Source organism: Streptomyces mayteni (assembly GCF_054783955.1).
In genome coordinates, this window is sequence record NZ_BAAGPR010000016.1 from 35694 (window position 1) to 52242 (window position 16549).

Annotated in this window: 19 protein-coding genes; 7 read left to right on the forward strand and 12 right to left on the reverse strand. The window is 73.5% G+C overall.

Annotated features, from left to right (window positions below):
* Positions 1–59: 59 nt before the first annotated feature.
* Together ACYVPE_RS10370 and ACYVPE_RS10375 are read right to left on the reverse strand one after the other, a co-directional pair.
* A complete protein-coding gene (locus ACYVPE_RS10370; protein WP_132816987.1) occupies positions 60–263 on the reverse strand; it encodes a cold-shock protein in 204 nt (67 codons plus the stop codon).
* A 315-nt stretch (positions 264–578) separates the two neighbouring features.
* Positions 579–1355 (reverse strand): SAM-dependent methyltransferase, encoded by a 777-nt coding sequence (locus ACYVPE_RS10375; protein WP_461033181.1) that lies wholly within the window; start codon positions 1353–1355, stop codon positions 579–581.
* A gap of 198 nt (positions 1356–1553) precedes the next feature.
* On the opposite strand from ACYVPE_RS10375, the gene ACYVPE_RS10380 reads away from it, so the two are divergent.
* Together ACYVPE_RS10380 and ACYVPE_RS10385 are read left to right on the forward strand one after the other, a co-directional pair.
* A complete protein-coding gene (locus tag ACYVPE_RS10380; RefSeq protein WP_461033182.1) occupies positions 1554–2819 on the forward strand; it encodes a cytochrome P450 family protein in 1266 nt (421 codons plus the stop codon).
* A gap of 129 nt (positions 2820–2948) precedes the next feature.
* On the forward strand, positions 2949–3299 hold the full coding sequence (locus ACYVPE_RS10385; RefSeq protein ID WP_461033183.1) for a hypothetical protein: 351 nt from the start codon (positions 2949–2951) through the stop codon (positions 3297–3299).
* Positions 3300–3302: 3 nt separating this feature from the next.
* Here ACYVPE_RS10385 and ACYVPE_RS10390 read toward each other — a convergent pair whose 3' ends face one another.
* The 7 genes from ACYVPE_RS10390 to ACYVPE_RS10420 all read right to left on the reverse strand — a co-directional run bounded on the left by ACYVPE_RS10390 (position 3303) and on the right by ACYVPE_RS10420 (position 9400).
* Positions 3303–4934, reverse strand: a complete 1632-nt coding sequence (locus ACYVPE_RS10390; protein ID WP_461033184.1) for a beta-N-acetylhexosaminidase — start codon at positions 4932–4934, stop codon at positions 3303–3305.
* A gap of 125 nt (positions 4935–5059) precedes the next feature.
* Positions 5060–6220: a glycosyltransferase gene (locus tag ACYVPE_RS10395; protein WP_461033185.1), complete on the reverse strand. Its 1161-nt coding sequence runs from the start codon at positions 6218–6220 to the stop codon at positions 5060–5062.
* Between the two features lie 142 nt (positions 6221–6362).
* A complete protein-coding gene (locus tag ACYVPE_RS10400) occupies positions 6363–6779 on the reverse strand; it encodes a VOC family protein (protein ID WP_461033186.1) in 417 nt (138 codons plus the stop codon).
* A 99-nt stretch (positions 6780–6878) separates the two neighbouring features.
* Positions 6879–7412 (reverse strand): EF-hand domain-containing protein, encoded by a 534-nt coding sequence (locus ACYVPE_RS10405; protein WP_461033187.1) that lies wholly within the window; start codon positions 7410–7412, stop codon positions 6879–6881.
* A 226-nt stretch (positions 7413–7638) separates the two neighbouring features.
* Positions 7639–7818 (reverse strand): hypothetical protein, encoded by a 180-nt coding sequence (locus ACYVPE_RS10410; RefSeq protein ID WP_461033188.1) that lies wholly within the window; start codon positions 7816–7818, stop codon positions 7639–7641.
* 85 nt (positions 7819–7903) lie between these two features.
* Positions 7904–8791, reverse strand: coding sequence for a hypothetical protein (locus ACYVPE_RS10415; RefSeq protein WP_461033189.1), 888 nt, complete (start codon positions 8789–8791; stop codon positions 7904–7906).
* A 6-nt stretch (positions 8792–8797) separates the two neighbouring features.
* Entirely contained in the window at positions 8798–9400 is a 603-nt protein-coding gene (locus ACYVPE_RS10420; protein WP_461033190.1) for an RNA polymerase sigma factor, read from the reverse strand.
* 967 nt (positions 9401–10367) lie between these two features.
* On the opposite strand from ACYVPE_RS10420, the gene ACYVPE_RS10425 reads away from it, so the two are divergent.
* Both ACYVPE_RS10425 and ACYVPE_RS10430 read left to right on the forward strand, forming a co-directional pair.
* The gene (locus ACYVPE_RS10425; RefSeq protein WP_461033191.1) at positions 10368–10586 is read left to right on the forward strand and encodes a hypothetical protein; all 219 of its coding nucleotides are present in this window, start codon (positions 10368–10370) and stop codon (positions 10584–10586) included.
* Between the two features lie 18 nt (positions 10587–10604).
* Positions 10605–11054 (forward strand): CehA/McbA family metallohydrolase domain-containing protein, encoded by a 450-nt coding sequence (locus tag ACYVPE_RS10430; RefSeq protein WP_461033192.1) that lies wholly within the window; start codon positions 10605–10607, stop codon positions 11052–11054.
* A 135-nt stretch (positions 11055–11189) separates the two neighbouring features.
* Here ACYVPE_RS10430 and ACYVPE_RS10435 read toward each other — a convergent pair whose 3' ends face one another.
* On the reverse strand, positions 11190–11585 hold the full coding sequence (locus tag ACYVPE_RS10435) for a hypothetical protein (RefSeq protein WP_461033193.1): 396 nt from the start codon (positions 11583–11585) through the stop codon (positions 11190–11192).
* A 99-nt stretch (positions 11586–11684) separates the two neighbouring features.
* The gene (locus tag ACYVPE_RS10440; RefSeq protein ID WP_461033194.1) at positions 11685–12419 is read right to left on the reverse strand and encodes a MerR family transcriptional regulator; all 735 of its coding nucleotides are present in this window, start codon (positions 12417–12419) and stop codon (positions 11685–11687) included.
* Between the two features lie 63 nt (positions 12420–12482).
* On the opposite strand from ACYVPE_RS10440, the gene ACYVPE_RS10445 reads away from it, so the two are divergent.
* Positions 12483–12992, forward strand: a complete 510-nt coding sequence (locus ACYVPE_RS10445; protein WP_461033195.1) for a DUF6194 family protein — start codon at positions 12483–12485, stop codon at positions 12990–12992.
* On the opposite strand, the gene ACYVPE_RS10450 is transcribed toward ACYVPE_RS10445, so the two are convergent.
* On the reverse strand, positions 12986–14107 hold the full coding sequence (locus ACYVPE_RS10450) for a hypothetical protein (RefSeq protein WP_461033196.1): 1122 nt from the start codon (positions 14105–14107) through the stop codon (positions 12986–12988). The genes ACYVPE_RS10445 and ACYVPE_RS10450 overlap by 7 nt on opposite strands.
* Before the next feature lie 149 nt (positions 14108–14256).
* Between ACYVPE_RS10450 and ACYVPE_RS10455 the strand changes: the two genes are divergently transcribed.
* On the forward strand, positions 14257–15405 hold the full coding sequence (locus ACYVPE_RS10455; RefSeq protein ID WP_461033197.1) for a dienelactone hydrolase family protein: 1149 nt from the start codon (positions 14257–14259) through the stop codon (positions 15403–15405).
* 33 nt (positions 15406–15438) lie between these two features.
* Positions 15439–16401, forward strand: a complete 963-nt coding sequence (locus ACYVPE_RS10460) for a phosphotransferase family protein (RefSeq protein ID WP_461033198.1) — start codon at positions 15439–15441, stop codon at positions 16399–16401.
* Positions 16402–16549: the final 148 nt, after the last annotated feature.

Consider the following 16549-nt stretch of genomic DNA (forward strand, 5'->3'; position numbering starts at 1 on the left):
GCGAAGCCGGGGCCCGCACCTGACGGTGCGGGCCCCGGCTTCGTGTTGCGCGCCGACGATCAGGCGGGAACGATGTTCTCCGCCTGCGGGCCCTTCTGGCCCTGCGTCACGTCGAAGGACACCCGCTGGCCTTCCTGAAGCTCACGGAAGCCCTGGCCGGCGATGTTCGAGTAGTGGGCGAAGACGTCGGGGCCGCCGCCGTCCTGCTCGATGAAGCCGAAGCCCTTCTCAGCGTTGAACCACTTCACAGTTCCCTGAGCCACGATGTTCTCCTTCTGTAGGCAGAGGCCCCATCCGGAGATGCCGGAAACCAAATAATGCGCCTGAAGAGAAGCATTCCCGTCAGGCGCCCATAAGTTCATGGGTACCACAACTGCAACATCAGAAAGCGTAGCACGCTGTGGCCCCACGTTCGGAACCGGTGATGGAGGCGGCGCCGACCCTGTGTCGTGGCACGGGCGCGGTGAGCCGTGGTGGTCGCCCCGCCGACCTCGGTGCCGCTGTGGATCGGCTTCATGCTCGCCCGGCGGCCCCCTGCCCGGCAGCGCCTCGGAACGGCTTTCGGCCTCCCGGCCGGGTCACCGCTTGACGGCCAGCCCGCACATGGCGTCCACCGGCTGCTCGTCCCCGAAGACGGGGTGCTCGGGGCGCCAGCGTTCGATGGTGACCACGCCGGGGTCGAGGAGCGAGAGCCCGTCGAAGAAGGCGGTCACCTCCTCGGGGCTGCGCAGCGTGTAGTCGCCGGCCAGGCGGGCGTTGTAGTTGGTGGTGGCCGCGTTGAGGGTGGCGTTGGTGTCGACACCGTCGCTGATGGCCAGGTAGCTGCCCGCAGGCAGCGGGGCGAGCAGGCGCCGCACGATGTCGGCCGGCCGGTCCTCGTCGGTGATGTGACCGAGGATGCCGAGCATGGTCACGGCGACGGGCCGGGAGAAGTCCAGGAGTTCGGCGGCCTGTTCCAGGATCGCCTCGGGTGCGCGCAGGTCCGCGTCGATGTACGCGGTCTCGCCGGCGGGCGTGCTGGTGAGCAGCGCGCGGGCGTGGGCGAGCACCAGTGGGTCGTTGTCGACGTAGACGATCCTGGACTCGGGGGCCACGCGCTGCGCCACCTCGTGGGTGTTGTCGACGGTCGGCAGGCCGGTGCCCAGGTCGAGGAACTGCCGTATGCCCGCTTCGCCCGCGAGGAAGCGGACGGCCCTGGAGAGGAACATCCGCTGGTAACGGGCGGTGCGGACGATGCCCGGGTACACGCTGGTGATCTGCTCGCCGGCGTCCTTGTCCGTGGCGTACCAGTCCTTGCCGCCCAGCCAGAAGTTCCACACCCGGGCCGAGTGCGCCCGCGAGTTGTCGATCTCCATCTGTTTCCTCCGTCGGCCCGCTGTTGTCGTGGTGAGCGGAAGCGTAGCCGCGACCCCCGGGCCCGCCGTGGCAGCGGTGCCCGGGGCGGCGAACGCACTCGTCCGGGTGGTTTCGCACCCGCGAGGACCACGGGAGGTGGGCCCCGTGTGATCGTGCTGGTGTCGCGATCGGACACTCGCCTGTGGGGAGCACCTGGCATGGCCGAGCAGGGACCGGACACCACCGACACCGACGACGAACCGTTGGACCTGGCCGACGAGGAGCTGGTCCGGGATCCTTTCACCTCCTACGCGCGCGTTCGCGCATGCCCGTCGATGGTGCGCGGGCGGGTGCGGGGCGCCGATCCGATGTGGGTGGCCACGCGCTACGACGACATCCGGACCGTGATGGGCGATCCCCGCTTCACCATCGACGCCACGACCGTTCCCGGGGCGCCGGTGGCGCACCGCACCGAGCAGACCTGGCAGGGCCGCGGCATGCGGCCGGGGTACGAGAGGTACCTGCGTGCCGCGATCTTCGACGCGGACGGCGCCGAACACCGCCGGCTGCGCGGCCTGGTGACCGCCGCGTTCTCCCCGCGCCGGGTGGCCGCGTTGCGTCCCAGGATCGACGCCATCGCCGCGGAGCTGCTCGACGGCCTGCCGAGCCGGGCCGAGGACGGCGTCGTGGACCTCGTCGAGCACTTCGCGCGGCCGTTGCCCATCACGGTCATCTGCGAGCTCATCGCCGTCCCGGAACCCGACCGTGACCGCTGGCGGGCCCGCAGCGCCACGCTGACCGCCGGCGTCTGCGGCGAGGAACTCGGTGACGCGCTCGCCGGCATGGTCGACGACGCGCACACCCTCATCGACCACCACGTCGCCCAGCCGGGCGACGACCTCATCTCCGAACTGCTCGGCCCCCACCGCCTCGACCGGCTGAGCACCGACGAGCTCGTCGCCCTGATCGTCAACCTCGTGGTCGCCGGGCACATCACCACCGTCAACCTCATCGCCAACGGCACCGAGGCGCTCCTGAGTCACCCCGAGCAACTCGCCCTGCTGCGCGCGGACCCCTCGCTCATGCCGCACGCCGTCGACGAGCTCATGCGCTACTGCGGCCCGGTCGTCCGTGCGCTGCCCCGCTATGCCACCTGCGACGTCACGCTGGGCGGCACCGAGGTGCGTACCGGGGAGGCGGTCCTGCCGATCGTGTCGGCGGCCAACCGGGACCCGGCGGCGTTCGCCGACCCCGACCGCCTCGACGTCGGCCGCACCCGGCACCGCCGCGAGCCGCACCTCGGTTTCGGCCACGGCGCGCACCGCTGCCTCGGCGCGCACCTCGCCCAGGAGGAGACCGCAGGTGCCCTGACCGCGCTGTTCGACCGTTTCCCCGGCCTGCGGCTCGCCACCGAACCCGGGCTGCTGCGACGCGGCACCAACCCGGTCAACTGGCATCTGCAGGCCCTGCCCGTGCGGCTGTGACCCCGGGCGAGGGGGCGTGGACTCTGTTCACCGGGGCGTCGGTTGGGCGACGCCGGACGTCAACTGCCCTGACGCGCGCCCGAAGTTACCTCTGAGGCGTTCTTTCGCATCGCGAAGAGGCACGGGGACATGCTGGATCCCGGGTTCGACAAGGCGGATGTCGAGCGGCTGAACGAGGAGTTCGGCCCTGGTGGCCGGCCCGACCCCACGGAGATCCTGGCGTACCTGGCGGGCCTCGAGGCCATCACGGAGTCCGTCTACGGCGGCACTCACCTGCACCCGAGTCGGGAACTCACGCCGACGGAGCGGGCGTTCCTGGAGAAGTTCTACGACGCCCTGGACCCGCACACGCTGGGCGCGTTGGGGCGCGACGGCGAGGGGGTGCCGGTGAGTGCCCGGGATCGGGTCGCCATCGCCGAGGGCTGGGGCCGACTCGATCCCGGGCGGTTCGAGAAGTTCGCCTGGCTCGCCAGGGAGTGACGGTCAGCGCGCCGGTGGCCGGCCCGGCCTCGGGCGGCCGGGGACGCCGGGGCGGCGTTGCCAGGGGCGGGGTCCCGACGGCGGCCGGTACTCGACGCCGAGCGCGTCGAGGCGGGCGTGGTGGGCGCTGTCCATCCGGTGGGCGAAGTCGGCGAAGTCCCGGTCCGCGGACGGTGGCAGGGGGCGCCAGGCGATCTCGGCGAAGGCGGCGAGGCGCGGGAAGGCCAGGTAGTCGACGGCGCGGGCGCTGTCCATGGTCTCGGTCCAGACGTTGGCCTGGACGCCGATGACGTGGGCGGCCTCCGCCTCGTTCAGGGAGTCGGGCACCGGTTCGAAGCGGTAGACGTCCTCCAGGGTGCGCACGTGCGCGATCGGCACGGGCTCGTCGGGGCCTTCGGCCTGGCGCCAGTCGAGGTAGGTGTGCTGTTCAGGGCACATCACGACGTCGTGGCCGGCGCGCGCCGCGCTGACGCCGCCCGCGTAGCCGCGCCAGGACGCCACCACCGCGCCCGGTGCCAGGCCGCCTTCGAGGATCTCGTCCCAGCCGACGAGCCGGCGCCCCCGGTCGGCCAGCCAGCGGTCGAAGTGGCGGACGAACCAGCTCTGCAGCTCGTCCTCGTCGGCGAGGCCGAGGTCCTTGATGCGCCGCTGGACGGCGGGGCTGGCCCGCCACTGGTCCTTGGGGCACTCGTCGCCGCCGATGTGGACGTACTCGGAGGGGAAGATCTCCAGGACCTCGGTGAGCACGTTCTCGTAGAACTCGAGCGTGGTGTCGGAGACGTTGAGCACGTTGGGGTTGATGCCCCAGCGGTCCCACGGGGTCAGGGCCGAGGTGTCGACGACGTCGGCGTTGCCCAGCTCGGGGTAGGCGGCGATGGCGGCCTGGGAGTGGCCCGGCACGTCGATCTCGGGGATCACGGTGATGTGGCGCGCGGCGGCGTAGGCGACGATCTCGCGCAGGTCGTCCCGGGTGTAGTAGCCGCCGTGCGGGCGTTCGTCCCAGGCAGCCGTGTCGCCGAGGCCGATCCGGCTGCGGGCGCGCCAGGATCCCACCTCGGTGAGGCGGGGGTAGCGCTCGATCTGGATCCGCCAGCCCTGGTCGTCGGTGAGGTGGAGGTGGAGCACGTTCAGCTTGTGGGCGGCGAGGAGGTCGACGTACCGCAGCACGCCGTCCTTCGGCAGGAAGTGCCGGGCGACGTCCAGCATCATGCCGCGCCAGCGGAAGCGCGGGGCGTCCGCGATCCTGACCGGCGGCACCGTCCAGGGCCCGTCGCCCAGCGGGGCGCGGCGGAAGGCCGCCGGGCCGAGGAGTTGGCGCAGGGTCTGCGCGCCCCAGAAGACGCCGGCCGGGCCGCCGCCCTCGACCAGCACCCCGTCGGCGTCGGCGACGAGTTCGTACGCCTCGGGGCCCTGGGCGGCGAGGCGTTCGGTGACGCGGAGGGTGAGGGCGTTCGCCGCGCCGGGCGGTGCGGGCCTGAGCGGAAGGCCGGTCGCGGCGCCGAGCGTGGCGCTCAGCCAGGCGGCGGTCGGGCCGCTCGCGGCGTCCGAGACCACCGGGGTGTCGGGGCCGAGGACGAAGGCGTCGCCGCCCGCGAGACCGGGCCGGACTTCTCTGGGCGCGGGGACCAGATGCATGAGGTGACCTTTCGGCGAGAGCTACGGCGAGGGTAAGTGCCGTGCTTGATCGCCAACAAGAGGTCTGGACCATCCGGTGCCGGCCGCGGAACGCGAGGCGGGGCGGGGGTGGTTGGGGGCGGTGGTCAGGGCGCGTCGGCCTGGGTGCCCGTGCGGCCCTCGGCCAGGTTCTCGGCCGCTTGGACGAGTCTCCGCATGGTGGGGGCGAATTCCGCGGTGTCCGTCCGCCGGGCGCGGGCGCGGTTCCAGGCGATGAGCTCGCGCAGCCGCTCGGGGTCCTCAAGCGCGTGGAAGACCGATTCGGGGCGCAGGGGATCCAGGACGCGCCAGTCGTGGAGGTCGACCAGTTCCCGGAGCACGGGGTAGGGACCGGCCGCGACGGGCTTCCCCGCGACCATCGCCTCGGGGACCGGCTGCCCGTACCCCTCCCAGGTGGAGGAGAGCACCACCAGGTCGGCGGCGGCGTACATGTCGCCCCGGGCCGGCACGGATCCGACGACGAGGCCGGGGGCGGTCGCGAAGACGGCCTGGATGTCGGGCGGCACGGACTCCCATTTCGCGGACGTGTGGGTCACCCAGTACCTGACCCGCCGGGATTCGCCGTAGAGCCGTTGCAGGGACCTGGTGAGCTCGACCGCGGCCGGGACGTTCTTCCGCTTGCCGAGTGCGATCGGGTGCAGCACCAGCAGGTCCTCGTCGTCGACCCGCAACGCCTTCCTGGTGCCGGAGCGGTCGCCGTCCACCAGCTCCCGGACGTCGACCGTGTTGTAGGCGGTCACCAGGGCGCCCCGGTCCGGCAGTTCCGGATACCGGTGCGCGAACTCCCGTTCGGTGATCCGGTTGATGGTGACGTGCAGCATTCCCGGGTGGTGCAGTGGGAGCCCGGCCGAGGGGTCGTAGGAACCCCAGAGCCCGGACACGATCTGCCAGCCGGGGTCGTGGTGCCGGACGATGGTCGGCACCCGCTCCCGCAGCAGGACCTCCTGCCAGCCGAGGGCGGCCTCGGGCGCGGACGGCAGGGTCCCGAGGTTGTCGAGCACCACCAGGTCGGCCTGGCGTACGAGGTCCCGCACGGCCGGGGTGTCCAGGGGTGGGCAGGGCTGCCCGGGCAGCTCCGCCCACATCCCGGGGACGAGCACGTCCCCTGGCTCCCTTCGCACGTAGTGGCTCGCCACGCGCACGACGTCGTACCCGAGGTGGGAGAGAACGGTGCCCCACTTCTCGGCGGCGACGCTGACGCCGTCGAATCCGCCCAGGCGGTGGGAGACCAGCAGCGCCGTCGACATGACGGCCATCCTGACCGCCCCGAGGGCGGCGGCACAAGGGCCGACCGTGGGGAGCGGGCGCACCGCGGCCGGCGAGGGGCGGGAGCTCCCGTTGCCCCGCCGGCCGTCGGGTGTGGTGTTCGGGCTCGGGTTCAGGCTCGGGTCAGCGCACTTCCTGGATGCGGATCTGGTTGCCCGCGGGGTCGCGGAAGGCGCAGTCGCGGACGCCGTACGGCTGCTCGGTGGGCTCCTGGATGATGTCGGCGTCACCGGCGGCGGCCTGGAGCTTCTCGAAGGTGCCGTCGAGGTCTCCGGTGGCCAGGAGGAGCCAGCCGTAGGTGCCCTTGGCCATCATCTCGGTGATGGTGCGGCGCTCGTCCTCGGTGATCCCGGGGTCGGCGGCCGGCGGGGCCAGGAGGATGGAGATGCCGGGCTGGTCGGCGGGGCCGACCGTGATCCAGCGCATCTTCCCCTCGCCGAAGTCGCTGCGGACCTCGAAGCCGAGAACGTCGCGGTAGAAGGCCAGGGAGGCGTCGGGGTCGTCGTGGGGGAGGGCGCAGGTGTGAATGGTGATGTCCATGTCCCTCACGCTAGCCGCGCCCCCGTGACCAGCGCTTCTCCGATCCTGATCGGTTCTGCCCGGTCCGCCGGGTGGCCGTATCGGCGGCGGCTGCCGGGCTCAGGCCGCCGTGCCGCCGACGAGTCGGTCCCCGGGGATGTCGGCCTTGTCGGGGGCGTAGAAGTCCTTGATGCCCTCGAGCCAGGTGACCGCCGGGACGTGGTCGGTGTCGGTGGGGCCGAAGGCGTCGAAGAGGGCGTCGATGTTGGGGCGTTCGAAGCCGATGGCGAGCATCAGGGCCATGAAGGTGGGGCGGTCGACGAGGCCGTCGCCGTCCGGGTCGCCGAGCGCGGCGAGGGCCTGGGCGAACTCGGCGACCGCCCCGTCGAACCGCTCGGGTGACAGGACGCAGTGCACGAACTCGTCGTAGCCGACCCGGCCGTCGCCGTTGGTGTCCAACTCGGTGGCCAGGGTGGACCAGTACCTCCTGAAGGCGCCCCGCATGGCGTGCTTGGCGGCCTCGTCGGACGCGTGCGCCGCCGCCTCGACCCGGCTGGACATGAGGTCGAAGTCCTCGGCCTCCAGGCGGCCGTTGCCGTTGGCGTCGAAGAGCGTGAAGACGAGCCTGACCCGGCTGATCGCCTCTGTGCGCATGGGGAGTTCACCCTTCTTCCGGCGGTGGTGCGGGAACGGTGGAACGGCGCCCGGCCGCGTGGGGAGGAGAACGGCGGTCGGGCGCTGGCCTCACTATCCGGCCACCGGTTCCGGCGGGTGGCGGGGGCGGTGGTGGTTCACCTGAAAGCGTGAAGACGCCGAGCCTGGGGTTTGGCACCGGCCCTCGTGCGACGGCGGCGACGCGCCGTCGCACGAGGGCGTGCGGTCAGTGGCGGGCCTGGAACCAGACCACCAGGAGGCCGACCACCGTCGTGCCGGCGGCGTAGCTGGCGCCGCGCAGGAACTGGTGCGCGGCGATCGCGCGGCGCCGGGCGAGCCAGCGGGACGCGCCGCTCGCCGCCGACCCTACCCACGCCAGCGTGCCGCGCAGGGGCCTGTGCTGCATGTCGTCGCCTTTCTACGTTCTGTGTTCTCCGTCGTTCCGCTGTTCCGTCGTTCCGTTGTTCCGCCGTCGGCCGTCCGGACCGTGGTCAGGAGGCCAGGTACTCCCGGACGCGGGCGGCGAGGGTGGTGTCCGGTCTTGGGATGTCGCCGAAGTAGGGGTCGTGGTCGACGGCGAGGTGGTCCACGGCCTCGGTGAGCTCGTCGGCCGGGTCCGCGCCTGCGGTGCCGGCGCCGGCACCGGCACCGGCGGCCCAGGGGGAGGTGACGATCCTCAGGAGCATGGACTCCACGGTGGTGTAGCCGCGGTCGTAGAGGTCGGGGTCCTCCCAGAGGTAGAAGGCGCGCTGCGGGACGTGTCGTCCGCGGGGGGCGGCGGGCGGGGTGGCGTGGTGTTCGAGCACTTCGAGGCCGACCGCCTCGTGCGCCCAGTGTTCGGCGTCACGGAGCTCGCCGCGTTGGAGGTGGGCGAAGTACAGGCAGAGGGCGGCGGTGGACTTGCCGGCGCCGGCGCTGAACTTCCACCAGAACTGGGCGCCTTCCGGCCGGTCCGCCAGGTGGAGGAGACAGGCGAAGACCAGGGCGCCCTCGCCGCCTTCCCCGCCCTCCCCGCCGTCGACCAGACCGGCAAGGTCGGCGGCGGCGTGCGAGGTCTGGAGGACCAGGCGGCACAGTTCGGCGAGATCGCTGGTGGCCTGGTCCTGCATGGCCGCGGGGGCCGTGGGCGGTTCCGGGCTCGCGGGCGGTTCCGGGCTCGCGGGCGCCGGCCGGGTGCCGGTGGTGCCGATGACGTGCTGGGCGTAGGCGTCGCGTTGGAGTGCCCGCTGCCACAGCGCGTCGGCGATCTCGTTCTCGATCAGGCGCCGGGAGGCGGCGATCTCCGCCGCCAGGTCGTCCGCGGTGTCGGTCGGCACGGCGGCGAGGCCGAGGCGGTCGTCGAGGTCGCGCATGCTACGGCGGGTGCGGCGGCTGCTCATGTCGTCCTACTCATCCCGGTCATCGTTGGTTTCCTCCGTGACGTCGATGCCGAGCTCCAGGGCGAGCCTGGCTCGGGCGAGCCGGCGGTGGGTGCGCACCGTCGGCTGGCTGACGCCCATGATGCTGGCGACCCGGTGGGGCGGCGTGTCAAGGACGTACTGAAGCACGATGACGTCGTACTGACGCTCCGGCAGCCGGGCGATCGCCGCGTACAGGCCGAGGTCGCTCTCGAGGGCGGCGAACGCGGAACGCAGCGCGTCGAGTTCGTCGAGGGCGGCGCGCGCGGCGCGGCGGAAGGTCGCGGTCGCGACGAAGGCCCGCTGGCGCCGGTTCCGCCGCAGCTGTTCGGCGAGGGTGATCCGCAGGATGCTCCAGGCGGCGCGCTCCGGGCTGGCCTGCGTCATGAGCCAGTTCCAGTTGAACGCCAGGCTCATCATGACCTCGTGGACCACTTGGCCGGCCCAGGCGGAGTCGTCGAGTTGGAGGACGGCGTACTCCTTGTAGACGCCGTAGTACTGCTCGTGGAAGGCCCAGAAGGCGGGGGGCAGCCTCTCGGCGGATGACTCGCGCACGGCCCGGTCGAATCCAGGGGGCAGGTCGGACACCATCACGCATCACCGTCACAGTCCCGCGCCGGGGCGGGCGCCCCGCCCGGCTGAGGGAGACGGTGCTGCCGCCGCGTCAGGCCAACCGCGCGAGCCCGCGCGCGGTTCGCGACTTCGTGTGTCACGTGGGATCCCTCATGAAGTAGTGGGGGTCCAGCGGCTACCAGGCCCGGTTCCACTGCCAGGTCCCGCTGCGGAGCCTCGTCGCTCTCAGTCATCAGCTAAGCGGACGACATCGCTAAACGTTGATGTCGCCCGACACGTTTTTTCGGAAGTGGCACTTCCGGATCCGTGCATATGCCAGCGGGCCGCAGGTGTATGACGCCCCGTCAGATGACGGGGAACCCGCGGCGCTCCGGCTGGCCAGCGACGTTTCCCCCGGTGCACGTGCAGGGCGGCGGCCGGCCAAGGGCACGCCGGCGGCGGCATAACTCGTTCGGAACCAGGGGCAGTGACGGACGTCACACGGCGCACGGTGAACCGGCGTTGTCTGTCGTGCGCCCTCGGGCGCCGCCCGCGAGGTCGCCACGGCGCGTGCGGGATGTTCAGCAGCGCGTGAAGGCCGGTTCGCGTGACGTTCGCGCCGGGGTGCCGCCGGGCTGCTCTACTCGGTCACCATGAGCGGACACGACGCAACGGCGGGACCGAGCCGGCTAGCCACGCTCGCGGCGGCCGGCGGATTACTGGTCACCGCGGTATCCGGGGCGACGCGGACGGCCGGGGCCGCCGCGCCCAGAACGGCTCCCGGGGCGGCCCGGACGTCCCGGCTCTCCACCGGCACCCTGCTGGTCCACGCGGACCTGCACAACCACACGATCATGTCGGATGGCGACGGCGCCCCGGAGGCCGCGTTCGCGTCGATGCGTGCCGGTACACGGCGATCCGGGGGTTCGAGTGGACCCACCCGCTGCTCGGACACGCCAACGTCTGGTTCACGGACGGCTGGGTCGACCTGCTCGGCGCCGGGTCGATGGGCGGTTTCTTCCGGTGGCTCGGCGACCGGCGGGCCGTCGCCAGCTTCAACCACCCGGGGCGGGAGGCGCTGCGCTTCGGCGGCTTCGACTTCGAGCCGGCCGTGCGCGAGCAGATGGTGGGGCTCGAGATGTTCGACCGCACCGACGACTACCTCTTCGAGGGCTGGTCGAACGGCACCTCCTCCCCGCTCGTCGCCTGCCTCGACTCCGGGTGACGCACCGGGCTGAGCGGGGTGACCGACGAGCACGGGACCGACTGGGGCTTCCCGGAGGGCAGGGGCCGCAGCGGTCTCTGGGTCACCGAGAACACCCGGCAGGGGGTGTTCGAGGCGATGCGCGCCCGCCGGTTCTTCGCCACCCGGGTCTCGGGGCTGCGGCTCGACGGCACGGCGAACGGCGTCCGGATGGGCGGCGAACTGCCGTTGGCGGCCGGGGACGTGCGGTTCGCGCTCGACCTGGACCGTGGGCCCGAGTGGCAGGACAAGCCGCTTCTGGTGCAGGTGTTGCGGCCCGGCACGGAGGTTCCGGAGGTCGCGGACGTCGTCGAGACGGTGGCCGGGCGGATCGTGGAGTTCACGGTGCCGCTGGACGTCGAGGACGGGGACTGGGTGGTGCCGCGCGTCTCCGACCCGACCCGGGCCAACGAGACGCCGGGCCCGGCCGGCCACCCCTGCAACGACTGAGGCGTGGCCTACACGAGCCCCTGGTGGCTGGTGCCCTGACGCCCCCGGTGACGCATCCCGGCCACGGAACCAGGGGCGGCGGCGCCGGCGACGAACGCCGGCGACGCCGCCCCGGCCGTGGCGGGCGGTTCGGCGCTACGGGACGGCGACCTCGAGTACCTCACCGTCCGTGGTGGCGACCGCGTTGCCGTTGCGGAGCGCGTCGTAGCAGCCGTGGCTGCTCCAGACCGGGAGGAAACTGCCCTCGGGGACGGTCACCGTGACGTCCTTGGGGACACCGGTGGAGAAGCCCTGGTGGCAGGCCCAGTAGCGGCCGCTGGCGCTGTCGTCCGGCATGCCGATGATGACGGAGTCCGCGGGCCACGAGGGGTCCCCGACGCCGATCGTGATCCGCAGGGTCACCGTGACGTCGGCGGCCTGGGACGTGGTCGCCGCCGAGGCGGCGGTCGGGGCGAGGGCCAGTGCGAGGGCGGCCAGGGCGGCGCCGAGGGCGAGGCCGGGACGGGTCCGGCGGGAAGAAGTTCGGGGCATCGTGCTCGCTCCCATCGCGATGAGGTCATGCTCATGACGTCTCGGGCACGGAAGCGGCCCCGCCCCGGTTCGATCCGGGGGCGGGATCCGGCCACGTTGTCACGGCCCGGCGGCGGGCTCGCGCGGGGCGAGGACCGCGCTGAGCGCGGCGGCGCCGTCGAGCAGCGCCCTGGAGCGGGCCGCGATGGCGGCGTCCCTGGCCGCCAGCGCGGCGGCGAGGTCCGCCGACCGGCGGGCGTCGCGCAGCTCAGGGACCAGGGCCCTGAGGGGCTGGATGCGGTAGCCGGCCCTGCGCAGCTGGTGCACGATCCGCGCGTCCCGCACCTGGGACGGGGTGTACCGGCGCGTCCCCCGGGCGGGGTCGCGGTCCGGGACCACGAGGCCCTCCGCGTCCCAGTGCCGCAGCGTGGAGGGGCGCACGCCGAGCGCGGCGGCGAGTTCGGAGACGCTCATCGCGTCCGACGGGCGCACGTCGTCGAGGAGCTCGCCGGAGATCGCCAGGGCGGCCGCCCTGGCCTGGCGCAGCCCCGCGCGCTCCGCGTGGAGGCGGGCGTGGGCGGCGTCCAGGAGTTCGAGCACCGTGTGCGAGGCGGGGAAGCGGTGCGCGGCCCGCAGGATCTCCTTGGCCTCGATCGGGCCGACGCCGGCCGCCAGGGCCCGGTAGGCCAGCGCGGACCGCAGGTGCGGCTCGCCGTAGCGCCGGTAGCCGGTGGCGGTGCGCGCCGCCGGCGGGAGCACTCCGTCGCGTTCGAGGTTGCGAACCTGTTGGACGGAGTAGCCGGCGCGCCGCGCGACGTCGGCCGGGCGCAGATCACCCGATTTGAGACTTGGCATCCCTCGGCCCCTTGTTCTCCGTGGTGAAGTCTCCACATGCACCTGAATGTGACGCTGGAGCACATGACCATAGACGAGATCATCGACCTGGTGGGCGGCCTCGACGGCGTCCTCACCCTCCGGCCGGGCCCGGGCGACGGCTCACCGGAGATCAGCTGGGGCGACACCTTCTTCTCCTACGCGCCGGACGGCGTCACCCCGACCAGGACCCAACCGTTCGCGACGGTCGTGACCAAGGACTACCCCGACGACACGGCGTCGCGCCTCGACCGGCCGGACGCCTTCCGGGTGAACGTCTTCGCCGGGAAGGAGGCGTTCGCCCGGTACACCGGCCACGCGCCGCGCGAGGTGGCGACCGCCGGGGCCGATCCCGGCACCACCGACACCGTGCTGGCCCACCCCGTGTACGGCGCGGCCGGCTGGTTGGCCGTGGTCAACCCCGGGCCGCGCACGGCCGGTTCCGTTCGGGAGCTGCTGCGCGCGGCCCACGACCTGGCGCGTGCCAGGTACGAGCGACGCGCGGAGTCGGGGGAGGCCGGGGGACGGGCCCCCGGCCGGGTGGAGGGTCAGTAGCGGGAGCGCTGGATGATGTCGCGCGGGTGGGCGGTGGTGCCGTCGACGAACTCGAACGAGCCGACGGACCAGAACCGGCCGGTGCGGGCGATCGGGGCCAGGGCGGTCACCTCGTAGCTCTGGGTGATGCCGTCCGGGACGGCCGGGCCGGCCACCCGGGTCCAGCGGTGGCCGTCGTAGCGCCAGTACAGCGGCGGGCCCTCCCAGCCCTCCGGGTTGCCGGCCATCCAGGCCCGGCCGTGGCCGTCGGCGCTCACCGCCTGGGCCTCGATGCCGGTGACGGGCCCGCTGGTGTCGCGCCAGGTCCGGCCGTCCCAGTGCAGGACGTGGGAGGTGAACCAGTCGTCGGCGGAGGTGGCGGTCGCCCACACGCTCCGGGCGGACTCCACGTACACGTCGGTGAGCCGCAGCCCGGGCAGCGTCGGGCTGACGTCGCGCCAGGCGCGGCCGTCCCAGTGCAGGGCGACCGGATCGGCACCGAGTCCCGCGTAGTCGGCGCCGACCGCCCACGCGTCGTTCGCCGAGCGGGCGTGGACCTGGCGGACGGAGCGCCCGGTGGGCAGTTCCGTGGTCTGCCAGGTGCCGCGGGCGTAGGTGCTCAGGCGCTGGTCGCCGGCCAGCCAGATCCGGCCGGGTACGGCGGCGAGTTCGCCGAACGTGTGGCTCGCGTTGTCCGGCAGGGCGACCTGTTCCCAGCTACGGCCGTCGTAGTGGGCCAGCGCCTCCCCCGGGTCCTCGCCCAGCCACGACCAGCCGTAGGCCCACACGTCGTGGCGGCCGGCGGCGGCCACGGAGTACCAGGTGTCGACGTCCGGGAGGCCGGGGGCGGTGTCCTCCCGCCAGGCGCCGTGCCGCCAGGTCAGCATGACGCCGTCGGGCATGCCGTCGATCCAACGGGTACCGCTGGACCAGGCTCGGTCGGTGCCGGATGCGGACACCGAGTTGATCGACGCGTTCTCGTGCAGGGTGTCGGCGGTGACCGTCTCCCAACGCTCGCCGTGGTTCCGGTCGTCGGCCGACGCCACTGGGGCGAGCGTGCCTAAGGACAGGGTGACGGCCAGGATCGCGCCGGCTCCCGCGGCGGCGCGGGCATGGCGAAGCTGCGCTCTTCTCACGGTGATTCCCCCAGATCTGATGCCATGGTGTGACAGCACAATGGAGACTCACGACCGCCCCCGAGGGTTGTCCGCGCGGCGCCGTAGTCTCCTTGTGCGGACCGGGACTTCGCCGACCGCGGCGGGATGCGGGAGGGTGGCGGGCGACGATGAGCGGGCGATACGCGCATCTCGGTTCGTACGGCGACTGGGCGGAGCGCGCCCGCGAGGCGGGCGGCCTCTTCCCCACCGCGCCGCCCGGGGAGGCGACGCGGGAGGCGGTGCGCCGTGCGCTGGGCGCCGACCCGGGTGCCGCCCCGGCGGAGGTGCGGGTGGAGCGCTCCTGGCGGGCGGACGGGCTGCGCGGGGAGCTGGTCTCCTGGTCCGTGGGGTACGGGCCGCGCACCGAGGCGTTCGTGCTGCGGCCTGACACGGCGGGGCCGCTGCCGGCCGTGGTGGCGATGCACGAGCACGCGGGCGTCAAGTACCACGGCAAGGAGAAGATCGCCGACGGTCCCGGCGGGCCGCCGGAGGCGTTGCGTCCGCTCCGTGACCGCTACTACGGCGGCCGCGCCTGGGCGAACGCGCTCGCCCGCCGGGGCTTCGTGGTGCTGGTCCACGACGTGTTCCTGTGGGGCAGCCGCCGGTTCGAGCTGGATCTGGACTCGGACGCGGCGCGCCGCGAGGTCGCCGGGCGGCTGGCGGCCGAGGGGCGGCCGGATCGGGAGCCGAGCCCGTCGGAGCGGTACGACGTCGTGGCCGAGGGCCACGAGCACGTGGTGGCGAAGTACTGCACGCTGCTCGGGACCAGCGTGCCCGGCACCGTCCTGCGCGAGGACGGCGTCGCCCTGCGGTATCTGGCGTCGCGGCCCGACGTCGTACCGGGGCGGGTCGGCTGTGTCGGGTTCTCCGGCGGCGGGGCGCGGGCGGTGCTGCTCGGCGCGGTGCACGACGAGATCGCGGCCGCCGTGGTGGTGGGCATGATGAGCGGGTTCGCCGAGCTGCTCGACCGGCACGTGGCACCGCACAGCTGGACCGTGTTCCCGCCGGGGCTGAGCCGGGTGGCCGACTGGCCCGACGTCGCCGCCTGCCGGGCGCCGGGGCCGCTCCAGGTCCAGTACCTGCGCGACGACGAGCTGTTCTCGCCCGATGGCATGGCCGCGGCGCACCGGAAGCTGCGCGAGCTGTACGGCCTGGCCGGCCGGTCCGACGCCTACGCGTCCCGCTTCGCGGACGGCCCGCACCGCTTCGACGTGGCGGCGCAGGAGGCCGCGTTCGGCTTCCTGGGGCGGGCGTTGGGCGCTGAACTCCCCGGCTAGGTTGGGTGGGGCCCGGGGAGAGGAGTCGTCGGCGTGTCACATGGACTTGTCGAGGTGGCGTTGCGGGAGTTCGGGCTGGTCGCCGAGCAGCGCCGCGAACCGCTCGAGTCACGGTCCGGGGCGGGTGTGCACCCGGTGCGGACGGCCGAGGGCGAGGCCGCCTATCTCAAGGTGGTTCCGCGCGGGTCGGGGGCGCGGGTGCTGGCGGACGCGCGGCGGGAGCTCCGCTTCTACCGGTCGCTCGCGCCGGTCGTGCCGGTGCGTACGCCGCGCCTGCTCGCCTGGTCGGACGGCGGGGATGCCGGGGACGGCGTGGCCGTGCTGCTGTCGTCGGCCGGCGAGTCCCTGGACGTCGGGCGGTGGACGGTCGACATGTGGACACGGCTCGGCGGGGCGTTGGCGGCGCTGCACGGCGTGGTGCCGGAGGCGCCAGGCGACTGGGCGCGGTCGGATCCGCTGCTCGACGCCCTCGCCGGCCCGCCGCCGGCGGAGATCGCGGAGTTCTGGGGGGAGTCGCTTCCCGGGCTGCCCGAGCTGATCGCCGGCCGGGCCGAGCTCCGGGAGCTGCTGCTGTCGGTCGGGGCCACGCTCGTGCACGGGGACTGTCACGCCGGCAACGTCGTGCACGACGCGGGCGCACCGGCCCTCTGCGACTGGCAGGCGGTGGGCATCGGCCGGCCGACCGCCGACCTGGCGTTCCTCAGCGTGCGCGCGACGCCCTCGGGGACGGTGGTGCCGGGGGCGCTGCTCGACGCCTACCTGGACGGGAGGCCCGGCGACCGGCGTGCCCTGACGCGGGCCCTGGTGGCCGAGGAACTCGCGGTGTACGTCTTCCAGTGGCCGGGCTTCGCCGGGTTCAACAGCCCGGCGGGGAACGAGCACGTCAGACGCAGGGCACGGGAGCTCGCCGCGCGGTACCTCGGCGAGGCGGCTCAGGCCCAGGGGCGCCGCGTCGGGCCGGTCACGCTCGGTGGAGCGGTCGGGGCCGGCCTGTGAACCCCGGCACGTGACCGGGATCACCTACGAAGCGGGGTAGCGGGCGGGAGGCGGCGGTAGCCGCCGGGGCGCGGGTGCCGCGCGGCGGGCCGGCCGCGTCCTACGGGCGTGGGTCGTAGTGGGGCTTGGTGGGGGTCCTTGTCGCGCC

Excerpts from the sequence above, each read along its gene's own strand:
- ACYVPE_RS10375 (WP_461033181.1), bottom strand. The coding sequence starts at position 1,355 with ATGGAGATCGACAACTCGCGGGCGCACTCGGCCCGGGTGTGGAACTTC.
- ACYVPE_RS10380 (WP_461033182.1), top strand. The coding sequence starts at position 1,554 with ATGGCCGAGCAGGGACCGGACACCACCGACACCGACGACGAACCGTTG.
- ACYVPE_RS10385 (WP_461033183.1), top strand. The coding sequence starts at position 2,949 with ATGCTGGATCCCGGGTTCGACAAGGCGGATGTCGAGCGGCTGAACGAG.
- ACYVPE_RS10390 (WP_461033184.1), bottom strand. The coding sequence starts at position 4,934 with ATGCATCTGGTCCCCGCGCCCAGAGAAGTCCGGCCCGGTCTCGCGGGC.
- ACYVPE_RS10395 (WP_461033185.1), bottom strand. The coding sequence starts at position 6,220 with ATGTCGACGGCGCTGCTGGTCTCCCACCGCCTGGGCGGATTCGACGGC.
- ACYVPE_RS10400 (WP_461033186.1), bottom strand. The coding sequence starts at position 6,779 with ATGGACATCACCATTCACACCTGCGCCCTCCCCCACGACGACCCCGAC.
- ACYVPE_RS10405 (WP_461033187.1), bottom strand. The coding sequence starts at position 7,412 with ATGCGCACAGAGGCGATCAGCCGGGTCAGGCTCGTCTTCACGCTCTTC.
- ACYVPE_RS10410 (WP_461033188.1), bottom strand. The coding sequence starts at position 7,818 with ATGCAGCACAGGCCCCTGCGCGGCACGCTGGCGTGGGTAGGGTCGGCG.
- ACYVPE_RS10415 (WP_461033189.1), bottom strand. The coding sequence starts at position 8,791 with ATGAGCAGCCGCCGCACCCGCCGTAGCATGCGCGACCTCGACGACCGC.
- ACYVPE_RS10420 (WP_461033190.1), bottom strand. The coding sequence starts at position 9,400 with ATGGTGTCCGACCTGCCCCCTGGATTCGACCGGGCCGTGCGCGAGTCA.
- ACYVPE_RS10425 (WP_461033191.1), top strand. The coding sequence starts at position 10,368 with ATGGGCGGTTTCTTCCGGTGGCTCGGCGACCGGCGGGCCGTCGCCAGC.
- ACYVPE_RS10435 (WP_461033193.1), bottom strand. The coding sequence starts at position 11,585 with ATGCCCCGAACTTCTTCCCGCCGGACCCGTCCCGGCCTCGCCCTCGGC.
- ACYVPE_RS10440 (WP_461033194.1), bottom strand. The coding sequence starts at position 12,419 with ATGCCAAGTCTCAAATCGGGTGATCTGCGCCCGGCCGACGTCGCGCGG.
- ACYVPE_RS10445 (WP_461033195.1), top strand. The coding sequence starts at position 12,483 with ATGACCATAGACGAGATCATCGACCTGGTGGGCGGCCTCGACGGCGTC.
- ACYVPE_RS10455 (WP_461033197.1), top strand. The coding sequence starts at position 14,257 with ATGAGCGGGCGATACGCGCATCTCGGTTCGTACGGCGACTGGGCGGAG.